We start from the raw sequence: 16,074 nt of genomic DNA on the forward strand, positions 1-16,074 counted from the left end.
GTGCCAGCTGGCACCGCGCCTCCAGGCCTTTGTGGGGTCGCGTCAGTTCGCGGTGTCCTCGAGCGCGTCGAGCGCGGCCACGTCCTCGGCGGCGAGCACGAAGTCGACGTCGGCGTTCTCGGCGATGCGCGACGGGGTCGTGGACTTCGGCAGCGGCAGGACGTCCTTCTCGAGCAGGTAGCGGATCGCGACCTGGGCGACGGTCTTGTCGTACTTCGCCGCGATCTCGGCGATCTGCTCGTTCTCGAGCAGGCCGCCGGTGGCGAGCGGGGAGTACCCCTCGGTCAAGATGTCGTGCTCGCGGTCGAAGGCGGTCGTCTCGTCCTGGGTGTTGCCGATGAACCAGCGGATCTGGTTGGCGTGCGGGACGACGTCCGTGCGGCCGAGCAGGTCCTCGAGGTCGGCGACGGCGAAGTTCGAGACACCGATGCTCTTGGTGCGGCCGGCGTCGTAGAGCTCCTCGAAGACCTTCCAGACCTCGACGTTGCCGTCGCGGTGGTCGGAGCCCATGTCGCTCCAGGGCCACGGCGCGTGGATCAGGTACAGGTCGACGTGTCCGAGGTCGAGGTTGCGGCTCGACTCCTCGAAGGCATCCCGTGCGCCGGACGCCGTCTTGACCTCGGCCGGCAGTTTCGTGGTGATGAAGAGTTCGTCGCGGGGGATGCCGCTGTCGCGGACGGCCTCGCCGACGCTCGCCTCGTTGCCGTACGCCAGGGCGGTGTCGATGTGGCGGTAGCCGAGCTCGAGGGCGGTCTTCGTGGCGTCGTACGCGTCGGAGCCGGACGGGATCTGCCAGGTGCCGAAGCCGATCTTCGGGATGTGCAGACCGTTGGACAGGGTGAACGTGTCGATGAGTGCGGGCATGCAGCGGACAGTACGCCGGTCGGGTTCAGCCACGGTCACGGTGCGGAGCGCTGCTGCGCCCGGGCTTACGCACACTCGGGGAGGAAGTGCCGGTACTCATCCTTGCGGGCCGCGGTGCCCACTGCGCCATCGAAGTCGGTCTCCGGTACCACCCCGACCGCGACGTCCCCGTGGCCATTCCCATCGCAGACGGCGACGATGACGCCGTCCGCTCCGTCGGCCTGAGACAGTGTCGCTGGGCGATGGAGCACCTGTGGAGACAGGTCGTACCAGACGAAGGTGGACGCGTCAGGGGTGACTGCTGACGCTTCGGCGATGGTCATCCCGACCCGGATCTCCGTGGCGACCGGCGGTGTCAGAGGGGTGCACCCCGTCAGCAGCGCTGCCACGAGGGCGCTCGCGAGAGCTGCGGCTGGCTTTGTCATCCGACCAGTCTGCCGCGTGCAACACCGCATGCAAAACATCAGCCATGGTGCAGTCGGTCGCCCGCCATGCGAGGGCGAGGAGGTGCCGACGGGTTGCATGGCGCCCACCTCGAACGGACGGAAGGACGCCCCATGCCCCTGAACCCCACCGTGCACGACCGGAAGACCGGTGTCACCCCGCCCGGCGAGGCCGGCGGCTTCGAGCTCGCCCTGCTCGACCGCGGTGCCGACGCTCTGCAGACCTCGGCGCCGCTGCGGGGCTTCGACGTCTACGTCGTCGGTTTCCACTGCGTGAAGGGCGAGCCCGACGTGCAGATGGAGGCGCACCACTTCTGCAAGGTGGTGAACGCCGAGATGCTGCAGTGCGTGCTCTTCGACGGCAACACCGCCGATGCAAACCTGATCGGCATCGAGTACATCGTGTCCGAGCGGCTCTTCGACTCCCTGCCCGAGGACGAGCAGGCGTCGTGGCACCCGCACAACCACGAGGTGTTCTCCGGTGAACTCGTCGCCCCGGGCCTGCCGATCGCGGTCGAGACCGAGCTGATGGGGCACCTGGTGAACTCGTACGGCAAGACCTGGCACACGTGGCACAGCACCCCGATGGGTTCGCAGCCCGCACACGACCTGCCGATCGGCGATCCGATGCTCATGTGGTCGTTCAACCGGGAGGGCGAGGTGGACAGCGCGCTGCAGCAGGACCGGAACCAGGCGATGCGCACCGATCCGGAACCGCGCAAGGAGTCGCGGGCGAAGTACCTCGACCAGGCACACCCGCAGCGCGGTGTCGGCACGATGCGCGACGCCTTCACCGGCACCACCCCGACCCCGGGCGTCGTCGACGCGGACGACGGGCGCCCCTGACGACGGACGGGAGGCCCGTGGCGGTGTCGCCACGGGCCTCCCGTCCGTCATGTGGTGCGGTTCAGCGCGCGGTGCGCGTCCCGATCCGCGGCAGGACGAAGCCGAGCACGATCATCGCGACGGCCAGGAAGGCGTGGAGGACGTTGTCGGCGCTGTTCAGCGGGACGAAGTTCGCGGGGTCGGCCATGCCGGCGGTGAACAGGCCGTAGACGAAGAGCACCAGGTAGACGATGCCGCCGACGAGCAGGTACAGGCGGGCGGAGGCCGCGCGGCGGGCGGCGATCAGGCCGACGATGCCGAAGAGCAGGTGCACGATGTTGTGCAGGACGGACACCTGGAACAGGCCCAGGAGGAGGGCCATCGATCCGTGTCCGGCCATGGACATCGAGCCCATGTCCATGGTGAGTCCGGGGATGAAGCCGGCGATGCCGACGATCAGGAAGACGACACCGAAGACGAGCGCACGCCGCTGGGTCCACGTCGATCCCGAGCCGGTGCGTGCGGTTGCTGCGCTGCTGGTCATGATCAGCCCTCTTTTCTCGTGCGCGCCGCAGTGTGCGGCACACATGACATTCGGAGCGCTTCCCCGGTCGGTTTGCAGGTCAGTGCTCGGCGGTCACCGCGCTCGTCAATCCGCGCACCAGCAACGCCCGCGATCGGGCGGTCGCGGTGCCGTCCGGATCGCTCCACGCGGCGCGGGCGAGCCCGTCCACCAGGGTGATCACGGCGTCGGCGACGACGGGCACCGGCTCGGACGGCGTCGTCCCGTGTCGTGCGGTCCAGCGCTCGATCCCGGCGACCACGCCGTCGCGCCAGAGCCGTCGTTCGGTGTCGAGCAGGTCCCCGTCGCCGTCCGGGGCGAGGGCCGTCGCGCTGAGGGCTTCGAGCACCCGGAACCGCTCGGGTTCGCGCCGCACCAGGTCGAGGTACGCCGAGATCCCCGCCTCGAGCGCGGCGGCGAGGTCGTCGTGCTCATCGGCGGCCGCGAGCACCGGCGGCAGGACCGCACGCGCCTGCCGTTCGAGCAGCGCGACGACCAGGTTGCGCCGTGCACCGAAGGCGTAGTGGACGACACCGTGGGCGACGCCGGCACGAGCGGCGACGGCCCGGGTGGTGAGGCCGCGCAGGCCGTCGTCCCGCACGACCAGGGCGGCGGCGTCGAGCAGTTCCGCACGCCGGTCCTGTCGGCTGCGGTACCCGCGCGACTGCTGGTCCTCGGTCATCACAGGAAGCGTACGGGGCGCGTGCAGGACCGGCCGCGAAGATGAAGTCGGCCACGTGGCCAAATCAGCGAACACGCGAGGAGTCAGCATGGAGACCGTCGTCCGAGCAGCAGGACCCGCCGAACTCGAGGCGGCCGCGGCCGTCCTCGCCGAGGCCTTCGCCGACGACCCCGTGCTCGCCGAGTTCCGGCCGCCGCGATCCGGTGAGGACCGCCCCGCCGTGCTGGCCGGGCTGTTCGCCGCGCTCATCCGGTCGGTGCCGATGAGCGCGCGGCGGGTGGACGTGGCCACGATCGGTGACCGCGTGGTCGGCGCCGCGTTCTGGCAGGCGCCCGGGCGGCAGCCCGGAGGCGTGCGGGCCTTCGTGCGACAGGTGCCGGCGTTCCTCCGGACCCTGGGGCTCGGCGGGGCGCTCCGCGCGGTGGCCCACCTGCGCCGCATGGAGCGCGCTCGCCCGGTCGCCCCGCACTGGTACCTCGCCGAGATCGGGGTGTCGGCGTCGGCACGTGGTCGGGGCATCGGCGGACTGCTGCTCGGCCACGCACTCGAGCGCGCGGACCGGACGGCGGACGGCGCCTACCTGGAATCGTCCACCCCGGTGAACCGTCGGCTGTACCGACGGCACGGGTTCGCGGACGGCGCGCCGATCGCGGGGTTCCGAGCGGCGACCCCGATCGGCATGTGGCGTCCGGCGGTCGGCTGACCCGACGCCGGGGGACACCGACCCTGTGCCGCCGTGCACGAGCGCTGCCTACCGTCCAGGGCACACCACGACGAGAGGAAACACCATGGCAAGTGGAGTCGCAGCAGTCTGGGTCCCCGTCAGCGACATGGAGCGCGCCGTCGCGTTCTACCGCGACACGCTCGGTCTCACCGTCAAGGACCAGTCCGAGGACTGGAGCGAGATCGACGCCGGCGGCCTGATGATCGGCCTGAACGGACGCGAGTCCGCCAGCCAGGCGAGCGACGGCGGCGCCGTCGTGTCGTTCCAGCCGGACGGCAGCATCGAGGACGAGGTCGCGGAGCTGAAGAGCCGCGGCGCGGACATCCAGGGTGAGATCAGCGAGCACCCGTGGGGCAAGATCATCCCCTTCAAGGACAGCGAGGGCAACGACCTGCAGCTCTACTCGCCGCCGCAGGGCTGACCCGGCCGGGTGTGGGACGCACCCGATGGACCGACGGGAGGCCCGTGGCGATGTCGCCACGGGCCTCCCGTCCGTCCATGTGGTCGCGCTGGACGCTACGCGACCGCGATCTCGTTGGGCACGCCCGGCAGCTCGTCGCTGGAGGCGACGACCTTGCCGGTGGTCAGGTCGACCGCGTGGATCTTCTGCTCGGCGGTGTCGGTGACGTAGGCGACGTCGCCGTCGACCTTCAGTGCGGGGTGGGCGTCCTGCCACTCGGCCGGGCCCTCCCACGGGTCGATCACCGGGTACGACTCGAGCTGCTCGCCGGTCGTGGTGTCGAAGGTGTGCAGCGCGCCGTCGGAGCCGAGCACCACGGCCTCGTCACCGGGGCCACGGCCCAGGTCACGGAAGGTGAAGCCGACGTCCTCCGGCATGTCCGCGACGGTGTACTTCCCGGACACCGCGTCGATCAGGGCGATCTGGTCGAGCAGGTAGCCCTCGCTGTCGGGGTCGTCGTTGTAGTCGCCGACCGCGACGGACGAGTCCTCGGTGGTGAACAGGTTGCCGGTGCGGCCGTACTCGGTCGGGGCGTCGATCTTCTCGAACGCGCCGTCGTCGTAGACCAGGGCGCCGTCGGTGCAGCCGAAGACCGCGACCTCACCCTTGACCGCACCCTCGCCGTGCACGTCGGGGCAGTCCTCGGAACGGGCGATCTCCTCGCCGTCGGCGTCGAGGGCGCGCACGCCGGTGCGGCTCTCCTCGGTGCCGATGGTGGTCAGGAGCGTGCCGTCCTCGAGCTCGATCGCGACGCCGTGGTGGGCGGCCTCGGACTTCGTCGTCTCGACCTCGGGCAGGTCGGCACCGTCGAGTTCGGAGTGGTCGAACGTCGTCACGTCCCCGGTGCCGTCGGCGAACAGGGCGGTGCGGTCCCCGTGCACGACCGCGTGACCGCCGGTGTCTGCGGGGAAGACCGCGTCGGACAGGGCGGGCTCGGCCTGTGTGTCGAGGACCCGGAAGCCCTCGGGCACGGTGACGAGCACGTGGCGCCCGTCGCCGGCCGGGTTGACCCGCGTGAAGCCGTCGATCGCGTCGTCGGTCACCACCTGCAGGTCCTGGTCGAGGACGAGGAGGCCGCCGTCGTAGGTCAGGGTGATGCGGGTTCCGTCGGCCTTCGGGGTCGCACTGGTGTCGGACCCGGTGTCGGTCGCGTTCGTCGCGCACCCGGTCAGGGCCAGGGCTGCTGCACCGAGCAGGGCGGCGGGCCACACGGCCCGGAGCATCTTCGTGTTCGTCATGCCGATCACTGTATTGATTCTCATTCTCATTTACTAATCGACAGGCCGTCGACGATGGCCTCGGTGTTCGAGCGCATCATGCCGAGGTAGGTGGAGGCGTCGCCGTCCTCGGTGAGGGACTCCGTGGCCAGGGGGCGGATCTCGACGTGCAGGTCGACCTCCTCGGCCAGCACCTCGGCCAGGCGCGCGGGCTGCGAGGCGTCCGCGAAGATCGTCGGCACCCCCGCCTCGTCGATGGCGTCGGCCAGGTCGCGCAGGTCGGCGGCGCTCGGGGAAGCCAGGGTGGTCCCGCTCGGGATCACCGCACCGACGACCCGGAACCCGTACCGGTCGGCCAGGTAGCCGAACACGTGGTGGTTCGTCACGAGGGCGCGGCGTTCCTCGGGAACGGTCCGGAACGCGCTCGTCATCGTGTCGTCCAGGTCGCGGAGCTCGTCCAGGTAGGCGTCGGTGCCGGTCGGCTCGATCCCGGCGTCGCGCAGGTCCTGGTCGAGCGCCTCGACCACGTCGACCATCCGGGCCGGGTCGGTCCAGAAGTGCGGGTCGGGGCCGCTGTCGTCCTCGGTGGTCCACTCGAGCGGGTCGAAGGCGTCCCCGGCGGTGGAGACCGGGACGCCGTCCTCCGCCGCGGCCGCGACGTGACGGGCGACGCCCTCTTCGAGTCCGAGTCCGTTCTCGACCACCAGGTCCGCGCTCCGCAGCCGTGCCGCCTGTTGCGCGGAGACCTCGAACGAGTGTGGGTCGGCCCCCGGGGGCATGAGGACCATGACGTCGGCCTGGTCCCCGACGACCTCGGTGACGACGTCGCCGAGGATGTTCGTCGTCACCGCGACGAGCGGACGGTCGGATCCGGCTGCGGTGCACCCGGCGGTGGTGACGGCGACGGCGGCGGCGACGACTGCGGCGGTCAGCACACGCTGTGCGGACCGGCTGGCCCGCGTGGTCCGCGTGGGCTTCGGGGCGCTCACAGTCCGACCTCCGCGAAGGCGACGGGGGTGACCGGCAGCTCGATGGTGCGGGCGACCCGGGCGTCGTCGGCGAAGTCGATCTCGTGCACGGTGCCGTCCGTGGGGTCGGCCAGGTAGGCGCGCTGGGCGTCGAGCTGCAGCATCGGCGCGGGGTCGTCTGCGCCGGTGTCGATGAGCGCCTTCGTCGTGGCCACCTTCCCCGTCGAGGCGGTCACGACGACCACCCGCCCGGAGTCGTCGACCCCGACCACGTGCTCGTCCTCGTCGTCCACCGCCACCACGGCGCGCAGGGGTCGTTCGGTGGGCACGAGGCGCCAGGAGCCCTGTCGCACGTCGAGCAACCAGAACCCGGAGTCAGCGGCCACCCCGGCGACGGTCGGACGGCCGGCACGGGCGGCGAACGCCGTCGGGCGCTCGGCGCCGTCGGGTAGGTCGACGAACGAGGTCTCGCCGGCATCGTCCACCACGACCGCTCCGTCGGCGCAGCCCACGACGGCCCCGGCGCGGGTGACGATCCCGCCCTCGGGGTCGGTGCAGGCCTGCTCGGTGGCGTCGGCGTCGGCGTCGTCGGTCGCCTCGCCGTCCGCGTCGAGCACGCGGACCGTGTCGCCGTCGGCCGCCACGAGCTGCTCGCCCATCGGCAGCAGGACGCTCGCGTCGATCCGTGCGGTCTCGTCGACCTCGCCCTGCCCCAGGGCCTCGCGGTCGAGCACGACTGCCTCGGCACGGTCCGGCCAGGTGATCGTCGTCATGGTCTCGGACGAGTGGACTTCGACCGGGCCGCCCCCGTCGATCGTGCCCACGACCCGGGGCTCGGCGGCGTAGTAGTGCGTGTGGTCGCCGTGGTCGACCGTCCAGGACCCGCCGTCGACGATCGTGGTGCGCTCCGCATCGCTCGTCACGAGGAACCGGCCGTCGGTGGCCGAGTGCTCCGGTGCGTCCACACCGTCGAGGTCGGTGGACTCCTCGGTGAGCAGGTCGTGCAGTGCGGTCGCGCCGGATGCCGACACGGCCAGGAGGCGCAGCTGGGGTTCCTGGGACTCGCTCGCGCCCGCCACGTAGCCGTGGGGGCGGGCGGTGCCCGTCGAGCTGTCGGCCGACGGGGTGCCCGTGGAGCAGGCGGTGGCGGTGAGGGCCAGGCCGGTGGCGAGGCCGATGGTGGACAGGATGCGCGCGGGGGCGCGGGTGGTGGTCGAGTGCTTCATGCTCCCTCTCGAGACGGTGCGGCGGATCGTGGTGCTGTCGACGCGACAGCGCGCGCCGGTGTCGGGATCGGGGTGCGCCGCAGGACCACGGCGGCGAGGGCGCGCGAGACCACGACGCCGCCGACGGCGACCGCGGCGATGCTCGCGCCGGCGGCGGTGCCGGCGTGCCAGGAGACGAGCAGCCCGACGAGCACGGCGGCCGTGCCGATGCCGGCGCCGAGGAGCATCGTCGAGGCCACGTGGCGGGTCCACGCACGCGCGGCAGCGGCGGGCGCGAGCAGCAGGCCCACGACGAGCAGGGTGCCGACGGCCCGGTACGAGGCGACGACCGCCAGGGTGACGAGCCCGATGAGCACGACCTCGGCCAGGCGTGGGTGCAGTCCGAGCGTCGCGGCCTTCCGGGTGTCGAACGCCAGGGCGGTGAACGGCCGGTGGAACGCCACGGCGACGGCCAGGGCAACGGCGGCGGCGATCGCGAGGCCTCCGACGTCGGCTCGGGTGACGGCGAGGACGTCCCCGAACAGGATCGCGGTGACGTCGGTGGCGAACGACCGCGAGGACGAGACGATGATCACCCCGAGCGCGAGCATCCCGACGAAGAGCAGGCCGATCGACGTGTCGTACGACAGTCGGGCACGACGTCGCAGCGCCCCGACGCCGAGCACCATCACGCCGGCGCTCACCGCGGCGCCGAGCACCGGCGGGAGCCCGGTCAGGGTGGCGATCGCGACGCCGGGCAGCATCCCGTGCGAGAGCGCCTCGCCCAGGAATGCCATGCCCCGGACCAGCACCCACGTGCCGACCACGGCGCACAGGACCGCCGCCAGGGAGCCGCCGACGAGGGCGCGCACCATGAAGTCGACGGAGAACGGATCGGTCAGCCAGGTCACGCTCCGAGACGCTACATGAAAACGAGTATCGATACTGATAGCGTCTTCAGGTGCCTCCGACCGTCCCGACCGAGCCCCGATCCGCCGTCCACCTCGACCGGGTGACGGCCGTCCTGGGCGACCGGACCGTCCTCGACGCGCTCGACGTGACGTTCCCCGCCGGGGTCGTCACCGCGCTCACCGGACCGAACGGATCCGGCAAGTCGACGCTGCTCGACGTGGTCGCGGACGTCGTGCGGCCGACCGCCGGGCGGGTGACGGGCCTCCCGTCCGACGGTGTCGCCTACGTGACCCAGTCCGTGCCGCCGACCACGCTCCCGCTCACCGTCCGCGCGGCCGTCACGATGGGGCGGTGGCGGCACCGAGCGTGGTGGCGGCCGCTCGGACGCGCCGACCGGGCGATCGTCGACGCGCAGCTCGAACGGATGGCGATCACGGACCTCACCGACCGGCCGCTCGAAGAACTGTCGGGCGGGCAGCGGCAGCGCACGCTCGTCGCACTCGGCCTGGCGCAGCGGGCGGGGGTGCTGCTGGTCGACGAACCGACCGCCGGGGTCGACGCGGAGTCGGCGGCGCTCGTGGTGGCGGCGCTCGCCGACGAGGCCTTGACCGGTGTCGTGGTCGTGCACGCGGCCCACGACCCTGCGGCGATCGCCGCAGCCGACCGCATCGTCACCCTGACCTGACCCTGCGTCCGTCGGGCCGATCCCGCGGAACACCGGTGTTCGCCTGTCGAACCGCGGTCTGCGCGTGTTCAGTGCGCGAACACCGGTGTTTTGCGACCAGCCCCGACGGGCGTCAGGGGCAGGCGACGGCCACCGGGCCGGTCGGCGTCGGCTCGGCCGCGACCGGCTCGACCGCCGGCACGGCACTCGACTTCCGCAGGCCCATCGCGACGAGCACCACGGCACCGACGATCGCGACACCACCGGCCAGCCAGAAGTCGGCAGCCAGGCCGAACGACGACACCGCGGCACCGCCGAGCACCGACCCGGCGGCGATCGCGAGCTGGATCGTCGTGACGAACAGGGCCAGCCCGGTCTCGGACCCGGCCGGCGACGCCGTCGACATCCACGTCTGCATCCCGAGTGGCAGCGCACCCCACACCAGGCCCCACACGACGAGCAGCACGAAGACCCCCACGACGGAGTGTGCGAGCAGCGGCAGCAGCACGACGGCCGCCGCGAGCACGAACTTCGACGCCCCGATGGTGCCGAGGACACTGCGGTCGAGCGTGAAGCCCGCGGCGAAGTTCCCGATGATGCCCGCGATGCCGAACACCAGCAGCGCGATCGTCACGGTGTCGGGTCCGACCCCGACGAGCTCCTGCAGGTAGGGCGCGATGTAGGTGTACGCGGCGAACTGGGCGGCGAAGACGAAGGCGGCGGCGATGAGTCCGACGCGGGCGCGGGGCACGCGGAGCAGCGACCCGAGCGTGGCGAACCGCACCCGCTGCTGTGCGGGGATCCGCGGCAGCATCGCGAGCTGCAGGACCAGCGCGACGAGCCCGAGCGCCCCGCCGATCACGAAGCCGAGGCGCCAGCTGGCGAGCGACGACACCAGGGCGCCGAGCGGCAGGCTCACGACCGTCGCGACGGAGACGCCGGCCGTGATGAGCGAGGTCGCTCGGATCGTCAGCTCCGGCCGGACGAGTCGCCCGGCGATCCCGGCACCGATGGCCCAGAAGCCGCCGATGCCGACGCCGAGCAGCATCCGTGCGATGAGCAGGACCCAGAACGACGGCGCGATCGCGGCGAGGCCGTCGGCGACCACGAGCAGCACGGTCAGGGACACGAGCACCACCCGGCGGTCGAGTCGCGAGGTCAGGACGGTGACGACCGGTGCCGCGACGGCGCCGACGAGTCCGGTGGCGACGACCATCAGGCCGGCGGTGCCGATGCCGACGTCGAGGTCGTCGGCGATGGCGGGGAGCAGCCCGATGGGCAGGAACTCGGACAGGACGAGGACGAACGATCCGAGTGCGACGGACGTGACGCTGAGCCACCCGCGGCGCTCTGCTGACGAGGTCATGGGGGCATCAAGCCCCGGAGCGTGACGATCCATTCCCGTCGGCACCGAGCTCGGTCCACAGGTGCGCGATCGTCGCCGCGCCGTCGAGCAGCGTCCGCAGGTCGACGCTCTCGTCGCTCGAGTGCCAGTGGTCCTCCGGCAGCCCCGTGCCGACGAACAGGACGGGGGCGTCGAACACCCGACCGAGCAGCTCCGCCGGACCACCCCCGGCGTTGCCCATCCGCCCTGCCGTCTCGGTTCCGTGCCCGAGTTCCATCGCCCGCACGAGGGCGTCGAGCGCCGTGCCGGTCGGCGTCACGTACGGGTCCTGGCCGGACTCCTCGGGGATCTCGAGCTCGTAGGTCACCCCGTCCGGGATCGTGTCGGCGACGAACCGGCGCAGCTGCTCGGCGACGGCCTGCACGCGCTGCCCCGGCACGGTCCGGATGCTGATCTCGGCGGTGGCCTCGCGCGGGACCACGGCTCGTGGGAACCCGGTGGGGTCGCCGGCGAGCAGCGTGAGGACCTCGATCGACGGCCGCGCCCACAGCCGCTCCTCGACCGAGTACCCGGCCTCGCCCGTGATCGCCCCGGTCTCGGTGCGCTCGACCCACACGTCCGGGTCGAAGTCGAGCGCGTGCAGCTCCTCGCGCCGCTCGTCGCTGAGCGCGTCGACGTCGTCGAGGAACCCGGGGATCACGATGCGCCCCTCGTCGTCGTGCATCGCGGCGAGCACGGTGACGAGCGCGTGCACCGGGTTCGGTGCGGGGCCGGAGACCGCGCCGCTGTGCACGTCACGTGCGGGTCCCGTGACGGTGAGGGTCGCACCGGTCATGCCGCGCATCGAGGTCACGACGGCCGGGTTGCCGGTCTTCCACTGCAGCGTGTCCGAGAACACGACGACGTCGCACGCCAGCCGCTCGTGCTCGGCGTCGAGCAGGTCGGCGAAGTGGCTGGACCCGAGCTCCTCTTCTCCTTCGACGATGAACTTCAGGTTCACGGCCGGGGTGCCGTCGGGACGGGTGGCGAGGTGCGCGCGGAGCCCCCACAGGTGGGCGAGCACCTGCCCCTTCGCGTCGGACGCCCCGCGCCCGTACAGGCGTCCGTCGCGGAACACCGGTTCCCAGGGCGAGGTCTCGACCCACTCCTCGGGCTTCGCGTGCCGCACGTCGTGGTGGCTGTAGACGAGGACGGTCGGCAGCGCGGGGTCGACGAGCAGTTCGCCGTGGACGGCGGGCGACGGACCGGCCTGCAGGATCTCGGTCTCGAGCCCGACCTCACGCATCGCTCCGGCCAGCCAGTGCGCGGACCGGTCGACCTCGACGGAGCGTTCGGGTTGCGAGGCGACGGACGGGATCCGCACCCACTCGCTGAGCTGCCGAACGAGGTGCTCGCGGTGCTCCTCGAGGAAGCGCGCCACCTCGGCGCGGCGGGTGTCGGGTTCGGTGCTGTCGGTCACGGGCGCGGACATGGTTCTCCGTTCGGTCAGGTGGTGCCGACCGTAGGAGCGGGTCCCTCCGGGGGGTCACGGATTGGCCTGGAGGCGCGGTGCGCGTCCGCCACGCGCCGCCCCGAGGCCGCGGTGCGGGTCCGGGAACCCGTGCGGGTCCGGAACCCCTCAGGCGTCGAGCGCGCGCCGTGCGGCCGCGACGACCTCGGCGTCCGTGACGAAGTGCGCGGACCCGTCGTCACCGGCGCCCATCGGCACCCCGGCGTGTGCGCTGTCCGCGGCCGGTCGCTTGGCCGACAGGTGCACGGCGGCGGCACCCGTGGCGAGCAGGGCGCGGACGTCGGCGGGGGTGACCCCGGCACCTGCCATGACCTGCACGGGCCCGGCGGCCTCGACCATGCGCGCGATGGTGTCCGCGCCGGCGACCGCGGTGGGGGCGGCACCGGAGGTCAGGACGCGGGTGAACCCGAGCGCGGCGAGCGACCCGACCGCGGCGACGGGGTCGGTCGCGTGGTCGATCGCCCGGTGGAGGGTGACCTCGGCCGTGGCGCTGACCGAGCGGGCCGCGTCCACGAACCGGCGGAGGGCGTCGTCGTCGAGGGTGCGGTCCGGGCGCAGGGCCCCGACCACGACGCCGGCGGCCCCGGAGCGCAGGACCGTGCGGACCTCGCGCACCATGAGCTCGACCTCGTCGGGGGTGTGCACGAACCCGCCCGGGCGGCAGCGCACCAGGGCGTGTGCCGGGATCCCGGTCTCGTGGGTCGTCTCGACCAGCGCCTGGGACGGGGTGAGCCCGCCGAGCTCGAGACCGACGCAGAGTTCGACGCGGTCGGCGCCGCCGTCGCGCGCGGTGATCGCGCCGGCCGGTGAGGTGACGGCGATCTCGAGTGCGGCCGTGGTGCTCATGCAGGGGCTCCGAGCGGTTCGGTGGAGGCGGGGACGATGCGGGCGCGGAGGTCCGGTGCCGTCGGGAACACTCGATCGTAGGGGAACATCGGGCGCTCGATCCTGTGGTGCCCGAGGCGCAGCAGGTCCTGGTCGACACCGCCCGGGGTGAGCGCGAGCATCCAGTCGGCGGACATGTCGAACAGCTCCGGTTCGAGGTACCCGATCTTCACGATGACGACGTCCGCCTGCCGCGGCGCCAGGTCGAGGTCGGTGAAGTCGTGCTCGTGGTGGTACGGCTTCCGCAGCTTCGTCAGGATCGCGAAGACGCTGCCGACCTGCAGCACGACCTCGGTCTCGGCGTCCCGGTCGCCGTGCTTGATCGCGTGCACCCGACCGGTCATCGTGATCGGACCCGCGTGCACGTGGTCCACCGACGCCCCGGCGGTCACGGTGATCGTCGCACCGACGCCGGCTTCCACCGCCGCGGCGACCGCCGCCGGTCCGGGCACGCTCGCGTAGATGACGGTCGGGCCGGACGGGTCCTGGAACTCCGGGCGGGCGAGCACCTGTGTCAGCCCCCACGTCATGTCGCCGGAGCCGCCGGCCGTCGGGTTGTCGCCCGAGTCCGAGACGAAGTACGGCTTGGCGGCGCCCGGGGCGAGCGCGGCGTCGAGGCACTCCTCGAACGTGCCGGTGGGGGCGACGAACACGAAGTCCTCGCGGACGTCCCAGAACGCCCGGGCGAGCCGCTCGGCACCGGCGGCGACGGCGGCCTCGTCCCACCCGGTGACGACGGTGACGGCCTGGTCGCGGGGCTGGTCGGCCCACGCGTACCCGACCCAGATCGCGGCGTCGAGCACGCCCTCGGTCTGCTCGACCAGCGGGACCTGCGCGTACAGGGACTTCGCCGGCTCGAGACGGGTCGAGGTCTGCTCGCCGGGCAGCAGGACGGGGATCGGGATCCAGGCCTTCACGGGTCGCTGCGCACCGACGGGGCGTTCGGTGAGCACGTCGACGAGGTTCCGGACGGCACGCTCCTTCGTCTCGAGGGTGTCCTCGTGCGGGGCCATCCGATAGCAGGTGACGAGGTCGACCTGGTGGGCGAGCTCGCGCGTGACGTTGCCGTGCAGGTCCATCGACGCGGACACGATGACGTCGGGGCCGACGACCGCGCGGATGCGGCCGAGCAGGTCCGTCTCGGCGTCGTCGAGGCCCTCGACCACCATCGCGCCGTGGATGTCGTACCACAGGCCGTCCACCGGGCCCATCGCACGCAGCCGCTCCACGATCTCGTCGGCCAGTTCCTCGTAGGACGCCCGGTCCACGATCCCGCCGGGCAGCGCGTGCCCGATGAGCGCCCCGCGGAAGTCCGCACGGTCGGCCATGGTCGCCAGGAACGGGTAGCGGGCGACGACCTCGTCCCCGCGGTCCGGGTGGAAGGCGGCGGCGTGGGTCCGGGTCGGCGTGAACGTCGAGGTCTCGATGGCCAGGCCGGCGATCGCGATGACCGGACGACGGACGCCAGCGGGGACGGTGGGGGTGACGGGGTCGGTCTCAGACACGGACGCTCCTGTTCCTGGTGGTGGACTGCGGGATGGGTGCGGAGAGCTCCTCGAGCGAGGCGGCGAGGCCCCGCTGCAGGGCGAACTGTCCGGCGCCGACGAGCCCGGCGTCGGCACCGAGCGACACCGGCTCGATGGCCAGGTGCTGGGTCATCAGCGGGTGGCAGCTCTCGTAGAGCTGGCTCCGCACGGCGGCGATGAAGGGGTCGAGGGTCGACAGGATGCCGCCGAGGTACACGGCGTCCGGGTTGAAGAAGTTCACGTTGGCGGCGAGCACCTCGCCCAGGTACCTGCCCGCCATCCGGACGGCACGTGTGGCCTCGGGGTGCGCGTCCGAGGCGAGCCGGACGACGTCGGCGGTCGAGGCCACGTCGACCCCGGCGTTCGACAGGATCCGGACCAGGGCGGCCCCGGACGCCACCGTCTCGAGGCAGCCGGTGTTGCCGCACGAGCACGGGGTGTCCCCGGCGGCGTCGATGCGCACGTGCGTGATGTCCCCGGCCGCCCCGGTCGACCCGCGGTAGAGCCGGCCGTCGATGACGATGCCCGCGCCGATCGCCGAGCCGGCCTTGATCGTGATGGTCTGGCGTCGAGCGGGGTCCTGCACGGTCTGCTCACCCGCGGCCATGCAGTTCGCGTCGTTGTCGACGATCGCCGGCAGTCCGAAGCGCTCGCTCAGCCACGCGGCCACGGGGAACCCGTTCCACCCCGGCATCCGGCTCGGCAGGTCGACGACGCCGGCGACGACGTCGACGGGCCCGGGCAGGCTGAGCCCGACGCCCCGCAGCCCCTCGCGACCACGGTCGTCGGCGAGCCGCTCGAGCAGCGCGGCCAGGCGCTGGAGCCCGGCGGTCGGGCCGTCGGAGAGCGCGAACGGGACGTTCGCGACCGACTCGAGCGCGCCTCCAGGCAGGACCACGCCGATGCGCGCGTGTCCACCGCCGACGTCCGCGGCGACCGCGTACTCGTCGACGCCGCCGATGCGGAGCACCTTGCGGGGGCGGCCGCCGGTCGAGACGTCGGTCCCTTCCTCGGCGAGGATCCCGTGCTCGAGGAGCTGCCCGACGACGTGCGAGACGGTCGACGGGGCGGCTCCGAGCACCTTCGCGATCTCGGTCCGGCTGGCGGCCTGCCCCGATGCGACGAGCTCGAGGACGCGGGCGCTGAGGTCGGCCACGACTTTCTCCAATCCGGGCGGAACGGGAACGGAACGCCGGTCGGTGGTCCGTTCTGCCGCGAGCCTACGGGGCGGATCGAGTGGTCAACCCTTTCGTCCGTTCGGCAGTAACGCAGTTTTTACATC

The 16,074-nt window shown here is 72.4% G+C and carries 17 protein-coding genes; 4 read left to right on the top strand and 13 right to left on the bottom strand.

Going from position 1 to position 16,074, the window contains the following annotated elements; all coding sequences use genetic code 11:
- Positions 1-42: 42 nt before the first annotated feature.
- Both KK087_RS15135 and KK087_RS15140 read right to left on the bottom strand, forming a co-directional pair.
- Complete coding sequence (locus KK087_RS15135; RefSeq protein WP_214566395.1) at positions 43-864, bottom strand: aldo/keto reductase; 822 nt, start codon at positions 862-864, stop codon at positions 43-45.
- A 65-nt stretch (positions 865-929) separates the two neighbouring features.
- The gene (locus tag KK087_RS15140) at positions 930-1,289 is read right to left on the bottom strand and encodes a hypothetical protein (RefSeq protein ID WP_214566397.1); all 360 of its coding nucleotides are present in this window, start codon (positions 1,287-1,289) and stop codon (positions 930-932) included.
- Between the two features lie 132 nt (positions 1,290-1,421).
- Here KK087_RS15140 and KK087_RS15145 point away from each other — a divergent pair, with 132 nt between their 5' ends.
- Positions 1,422-2,153, top strand: a complete 732-nt coding sequence (locus KK087_RS15145) for an OBAP family protein (RefSeq protein WP_214566399.1) — start codon at positions 1,422-1,424, stop codon at positions 2,151-2,153.
- A 61-nt stretch (positions 2,154-2,214) separates the two neighbouring features.
- Here the strand turns inward: KK087_RS15145 and KK087_RS15150 are convergent, their stop codons facing one another.
- Together KK087_RS15150 and KK087_RS15155 are read right to left on the bottom strand one after the other, a co-directional pair.
- The gene (locus KK087_RS15150; protein WP_214566402.1) at positions 2,215-2,676 is read right to left on the bottom strand and encodes a DUF4383 domain-containing protein; all 462 of its coding nucleotides are present in this window, start codon (positions 2,674-2,676) and stop codon (positions 2,215-2,217) included.
- A gap of 79 nt (positions 2,677-2,755) precedes the next feature.
- Entirely contained in the window at positions 2,756-3,376 is a 621-nt protein-coding gene (locus tag KK087_RS15155) for a TetR family transcriptional regulator (protein WP_214566404.1), read from the bottom strand.
- 88 nt (positions 3,377-3,464) lie between these two features.
- On the opposite strand from KK087_RS15155, the gene KK087_RS15160 reads away from it, so the two are divergent.
- Entirely contained in the window at positions 3,465-4,079 is a 615-nt protein-coding gene (locus KK087_RS15160; RefSeq protein ID WP_214566410.1) for a GNAT family N-acetyltransferase, read from the top strand.
- Between the two features lie 85 nt (positions 4,080-4,164).
- On the top strand, positions 4,165-4,521 hold the full coding sequence (locus tag KK087_RS15165; protein ID WP_214544156.1) for a VOC family protein: 357 nt from the start codon (positions 4,165-4,167) through the stop codon (positions 4,519-4,521).
- A gap of 95 nt (positions 4,522-4,616) precedes the next feature.
- On the opposite strand, the gene KK087_RS15170 is transcribed toward KK087_RS15165, so the two are convergent.
- From KK087_RS15170 to aztB, 4 genes are read right to left on the bottom strand one after another with little or no spacing between them, the layout of a single operon-like run.
- Positions 4,617-5,798, bottom strand: a complete 1,182-nt coding sequence (locus tag KK087_RS15170) for a hypothetical protein (protein WP_250901175.1) — start codon at positions 5,796-5,798, stop codon at positions 4,617-4,619.
- A gap of 26 nt (positions 5,799-5,824) precedes the next feature.
- The gene (locus tag KK087_RS15175; RefSeq protein ID WP_214566454.1) at positions 5,825-6,709 is read right to left on the bottom strand and encodes a metal ABC transporter substrate-binding protein; all 885 of its coding nucleotides are present in this window, start codon (positions 6,707-6,709) and stop codon (positions 5,825-5,827) included.
- A 53-nt stretch (positions 6,710-6,762) separates the two neighbouring features.
- The gene (locus KK087_RS15180; RefSeq protein ID WP_214566412.1) at positions 6,763-7,971 is read right to left on the bottom strand and encodes a YncE family protein; all 1,209 of its coding nucleotides are present in this window, start codon (positions 7,969-7,971) and stop codon (positions 6,763-6,765) included.
- On the bottom strand, positions 7,968-8,861 hold the full coding sequence (gene aztB, locus KK087_RS15185; protein WP_214566414.1) for a zinc ABC transporter permease AztB: 894 nt from the start codon (positions 8,859-8,861) through the stop codon (positions 7,968-7,970). Before aztB ends, KK087_RS15180 begins: the two co-directional genes overlap by 4 nt.
- 50 nt (positions 8,862-8,911) lie before the next feature.
- Between aztB and KK087_RS15190 the strand changes: the two genes are divergently transcribed.
- Complete coding sequence (locus KK087_RS15190) at positions 8,912-9,547, top strand: ATP-binding cassette domain-containing protein (protein WP_307860092.1); 636 nt, start codon at positions 8,912-8,914, stop codon at positions 9,545-9,547.
- Between the two features lie 112 nt (positions 9,548-9,659).
- Here KK087_RS15190 and KK087_RS15195 read toward each other — a convergent pair whose 3' ends face one another.
- The 5 genes from KK087_RS15195 to KK087_RS15215 form a co-directional block, all read right to left on the bottom strand.
- Positions 9,660-10,892: an MFS transporter gene (locus KK087_RS15195; protein WP_214566416.1), complete on the bottom strand. Its 1,233-nt coding sequence runs from the start codon at positions 10,890-10,892 to the stop codon at positions 9,660-9,662.
- Between the two features lie 7 nt (positions 10,893-10,899).
- Positions 10,900-12,330, bottom strand: a complete 1,431-nt coding sequence (locus tag KK087_RS15200; protein ID WP_307860093.1) for a M20/M25/M40 family metallo-hydrolase — start codon at positions 12,328-12,330, stop codon at positions 10,900-10,902.
- A 159-nt stretch (positions 12,331-12,489) separates the two neighbouring features.
- Positions 12,490-13,227 (bottom strand): copper homeostasis protein CutC, encoded by a 738-nt coding sequence (locus tag KK087_RS15205; RefSeq protein ID WP_214530552.1) that lies wholly within the window; start codon positions 13,225-13,227, stop codon positions 12,490-12,492.
- Positions 13,224-14,771: a M81 family metallopeptidase gene (locus KK087_RS15210; RefSeq protein ID WP_307860095.1), complete on the bottom strand. Its 1,548-nt coding sequence runs from the start codon at positions 14,769-14,771 to the stop codon at positions 13,224-13,226. The genes KK087_RS15205 and KK087_RS15210 overlap by 4 nt, the downstream gene beginning before the upstream one ends.
- Positions 14,764-15,948 carry an ROK family protein gene (locus KK087_RS15215; protein ID WP_214530551.1) on the bottom strand — a complete coding sequence of 395 codons (1,185 nt, stop codon included), beginning with the start codon at positions 15,946-15,948 and terminating at the stop codon, positions 14,764-14,766. Before KK087_RS15215 ends, KK087_RS15210 begins: the two co-directional genes overlap by 8 nt.
- Between the last annotated feature and the right edge of the window lie 126 nt (positions 15,949-16,074).

Origin of the sequence: Curtobacterium aurantiacum (assembly GCF_018598555.1) — a bacterium.
GTDB lineage: Bacteria > Actinomycetota > Actinomycetes > Actinomycetales > Microbacteriaceae > Curtobacterium > Curtobacterium aurantiacum.

Coding starts and splice junctions, on each gene's coding strand:
- KK087_RS15135 (WP_214566395.1), bottom strand. CDS start 864: ATGCCCGCACTCATCGACACGTTCACCCTGTCCAACGGTCTGCACATC.
- KK087_RS15140 (WP_214566397.1), bottom strand. CDS start 1,289: ATGACAAAGCCAGCCGCAGCTCTCGCGAGCGCCCTCGTGGCAGCGCTG.
- KK087_RS15145 (WP_214566399.1), top strand. CDS start 1,422: ATGCCCCTGAACCCCACCGTGCACGACCGGAAGACCGGTGTCACCCCG.
- KK087_RS15150 (WP_214566402.1), bottom strand. CDS start 2,676: ATGACCAGCAGCGCAGCAACCGCACGCACCGGCTCGGGATCGACGTGG.
- KK087_RS15155 (WP_214566404.1), bottom strand. CDS start 3,376: ATGACCGAGGACCAGCAGTCGCGCGGGTACCGCAGCCGACAGGACCGG.
- KK087_RS15160 (WP_214566410.1), top strand. CDS start 3,465: ATGGAGACCGTCGTCCGAGCAGCAGGACCCGCCGAACTCGAGGCGGCC.
- KK087_RS15165 (WP_214544156.1), top strand. CDS start 4,165: ATGGCAAGTGGAGTCGCAGCAGTCTGGGTCCCCGTCAGCGACATGGAG.
- KK087_RS15170 (WP_250901175.1), bottom strand. CDS start 5,798: ATGACGAACACGAAGATGCTCCGGGCCGTGTGGCCCGCCGCCCTGCTC.
- KK087_RS15180 (WP_214566412.1), bottom strand. CDS start 7,971: ATGAAGCACTCGACCACCACCCGCGCCCCCGCGCGCATCCTGTCCACC.
- KK087_RS15195 (WP_214566416.1), bottom strand. CDS start 10,892: ATGACCTCGTCAGCAGAGCGCCGCGGGTGGCTCAGCGTCACGTCCGTC.
- KK087_RS15205 (WP_214530552.1), bottom strand. CDS start 13,227: ATGAGCACCACGGCCGCACTCGAGATCGCCGTCACCTCACCGGCCGGC.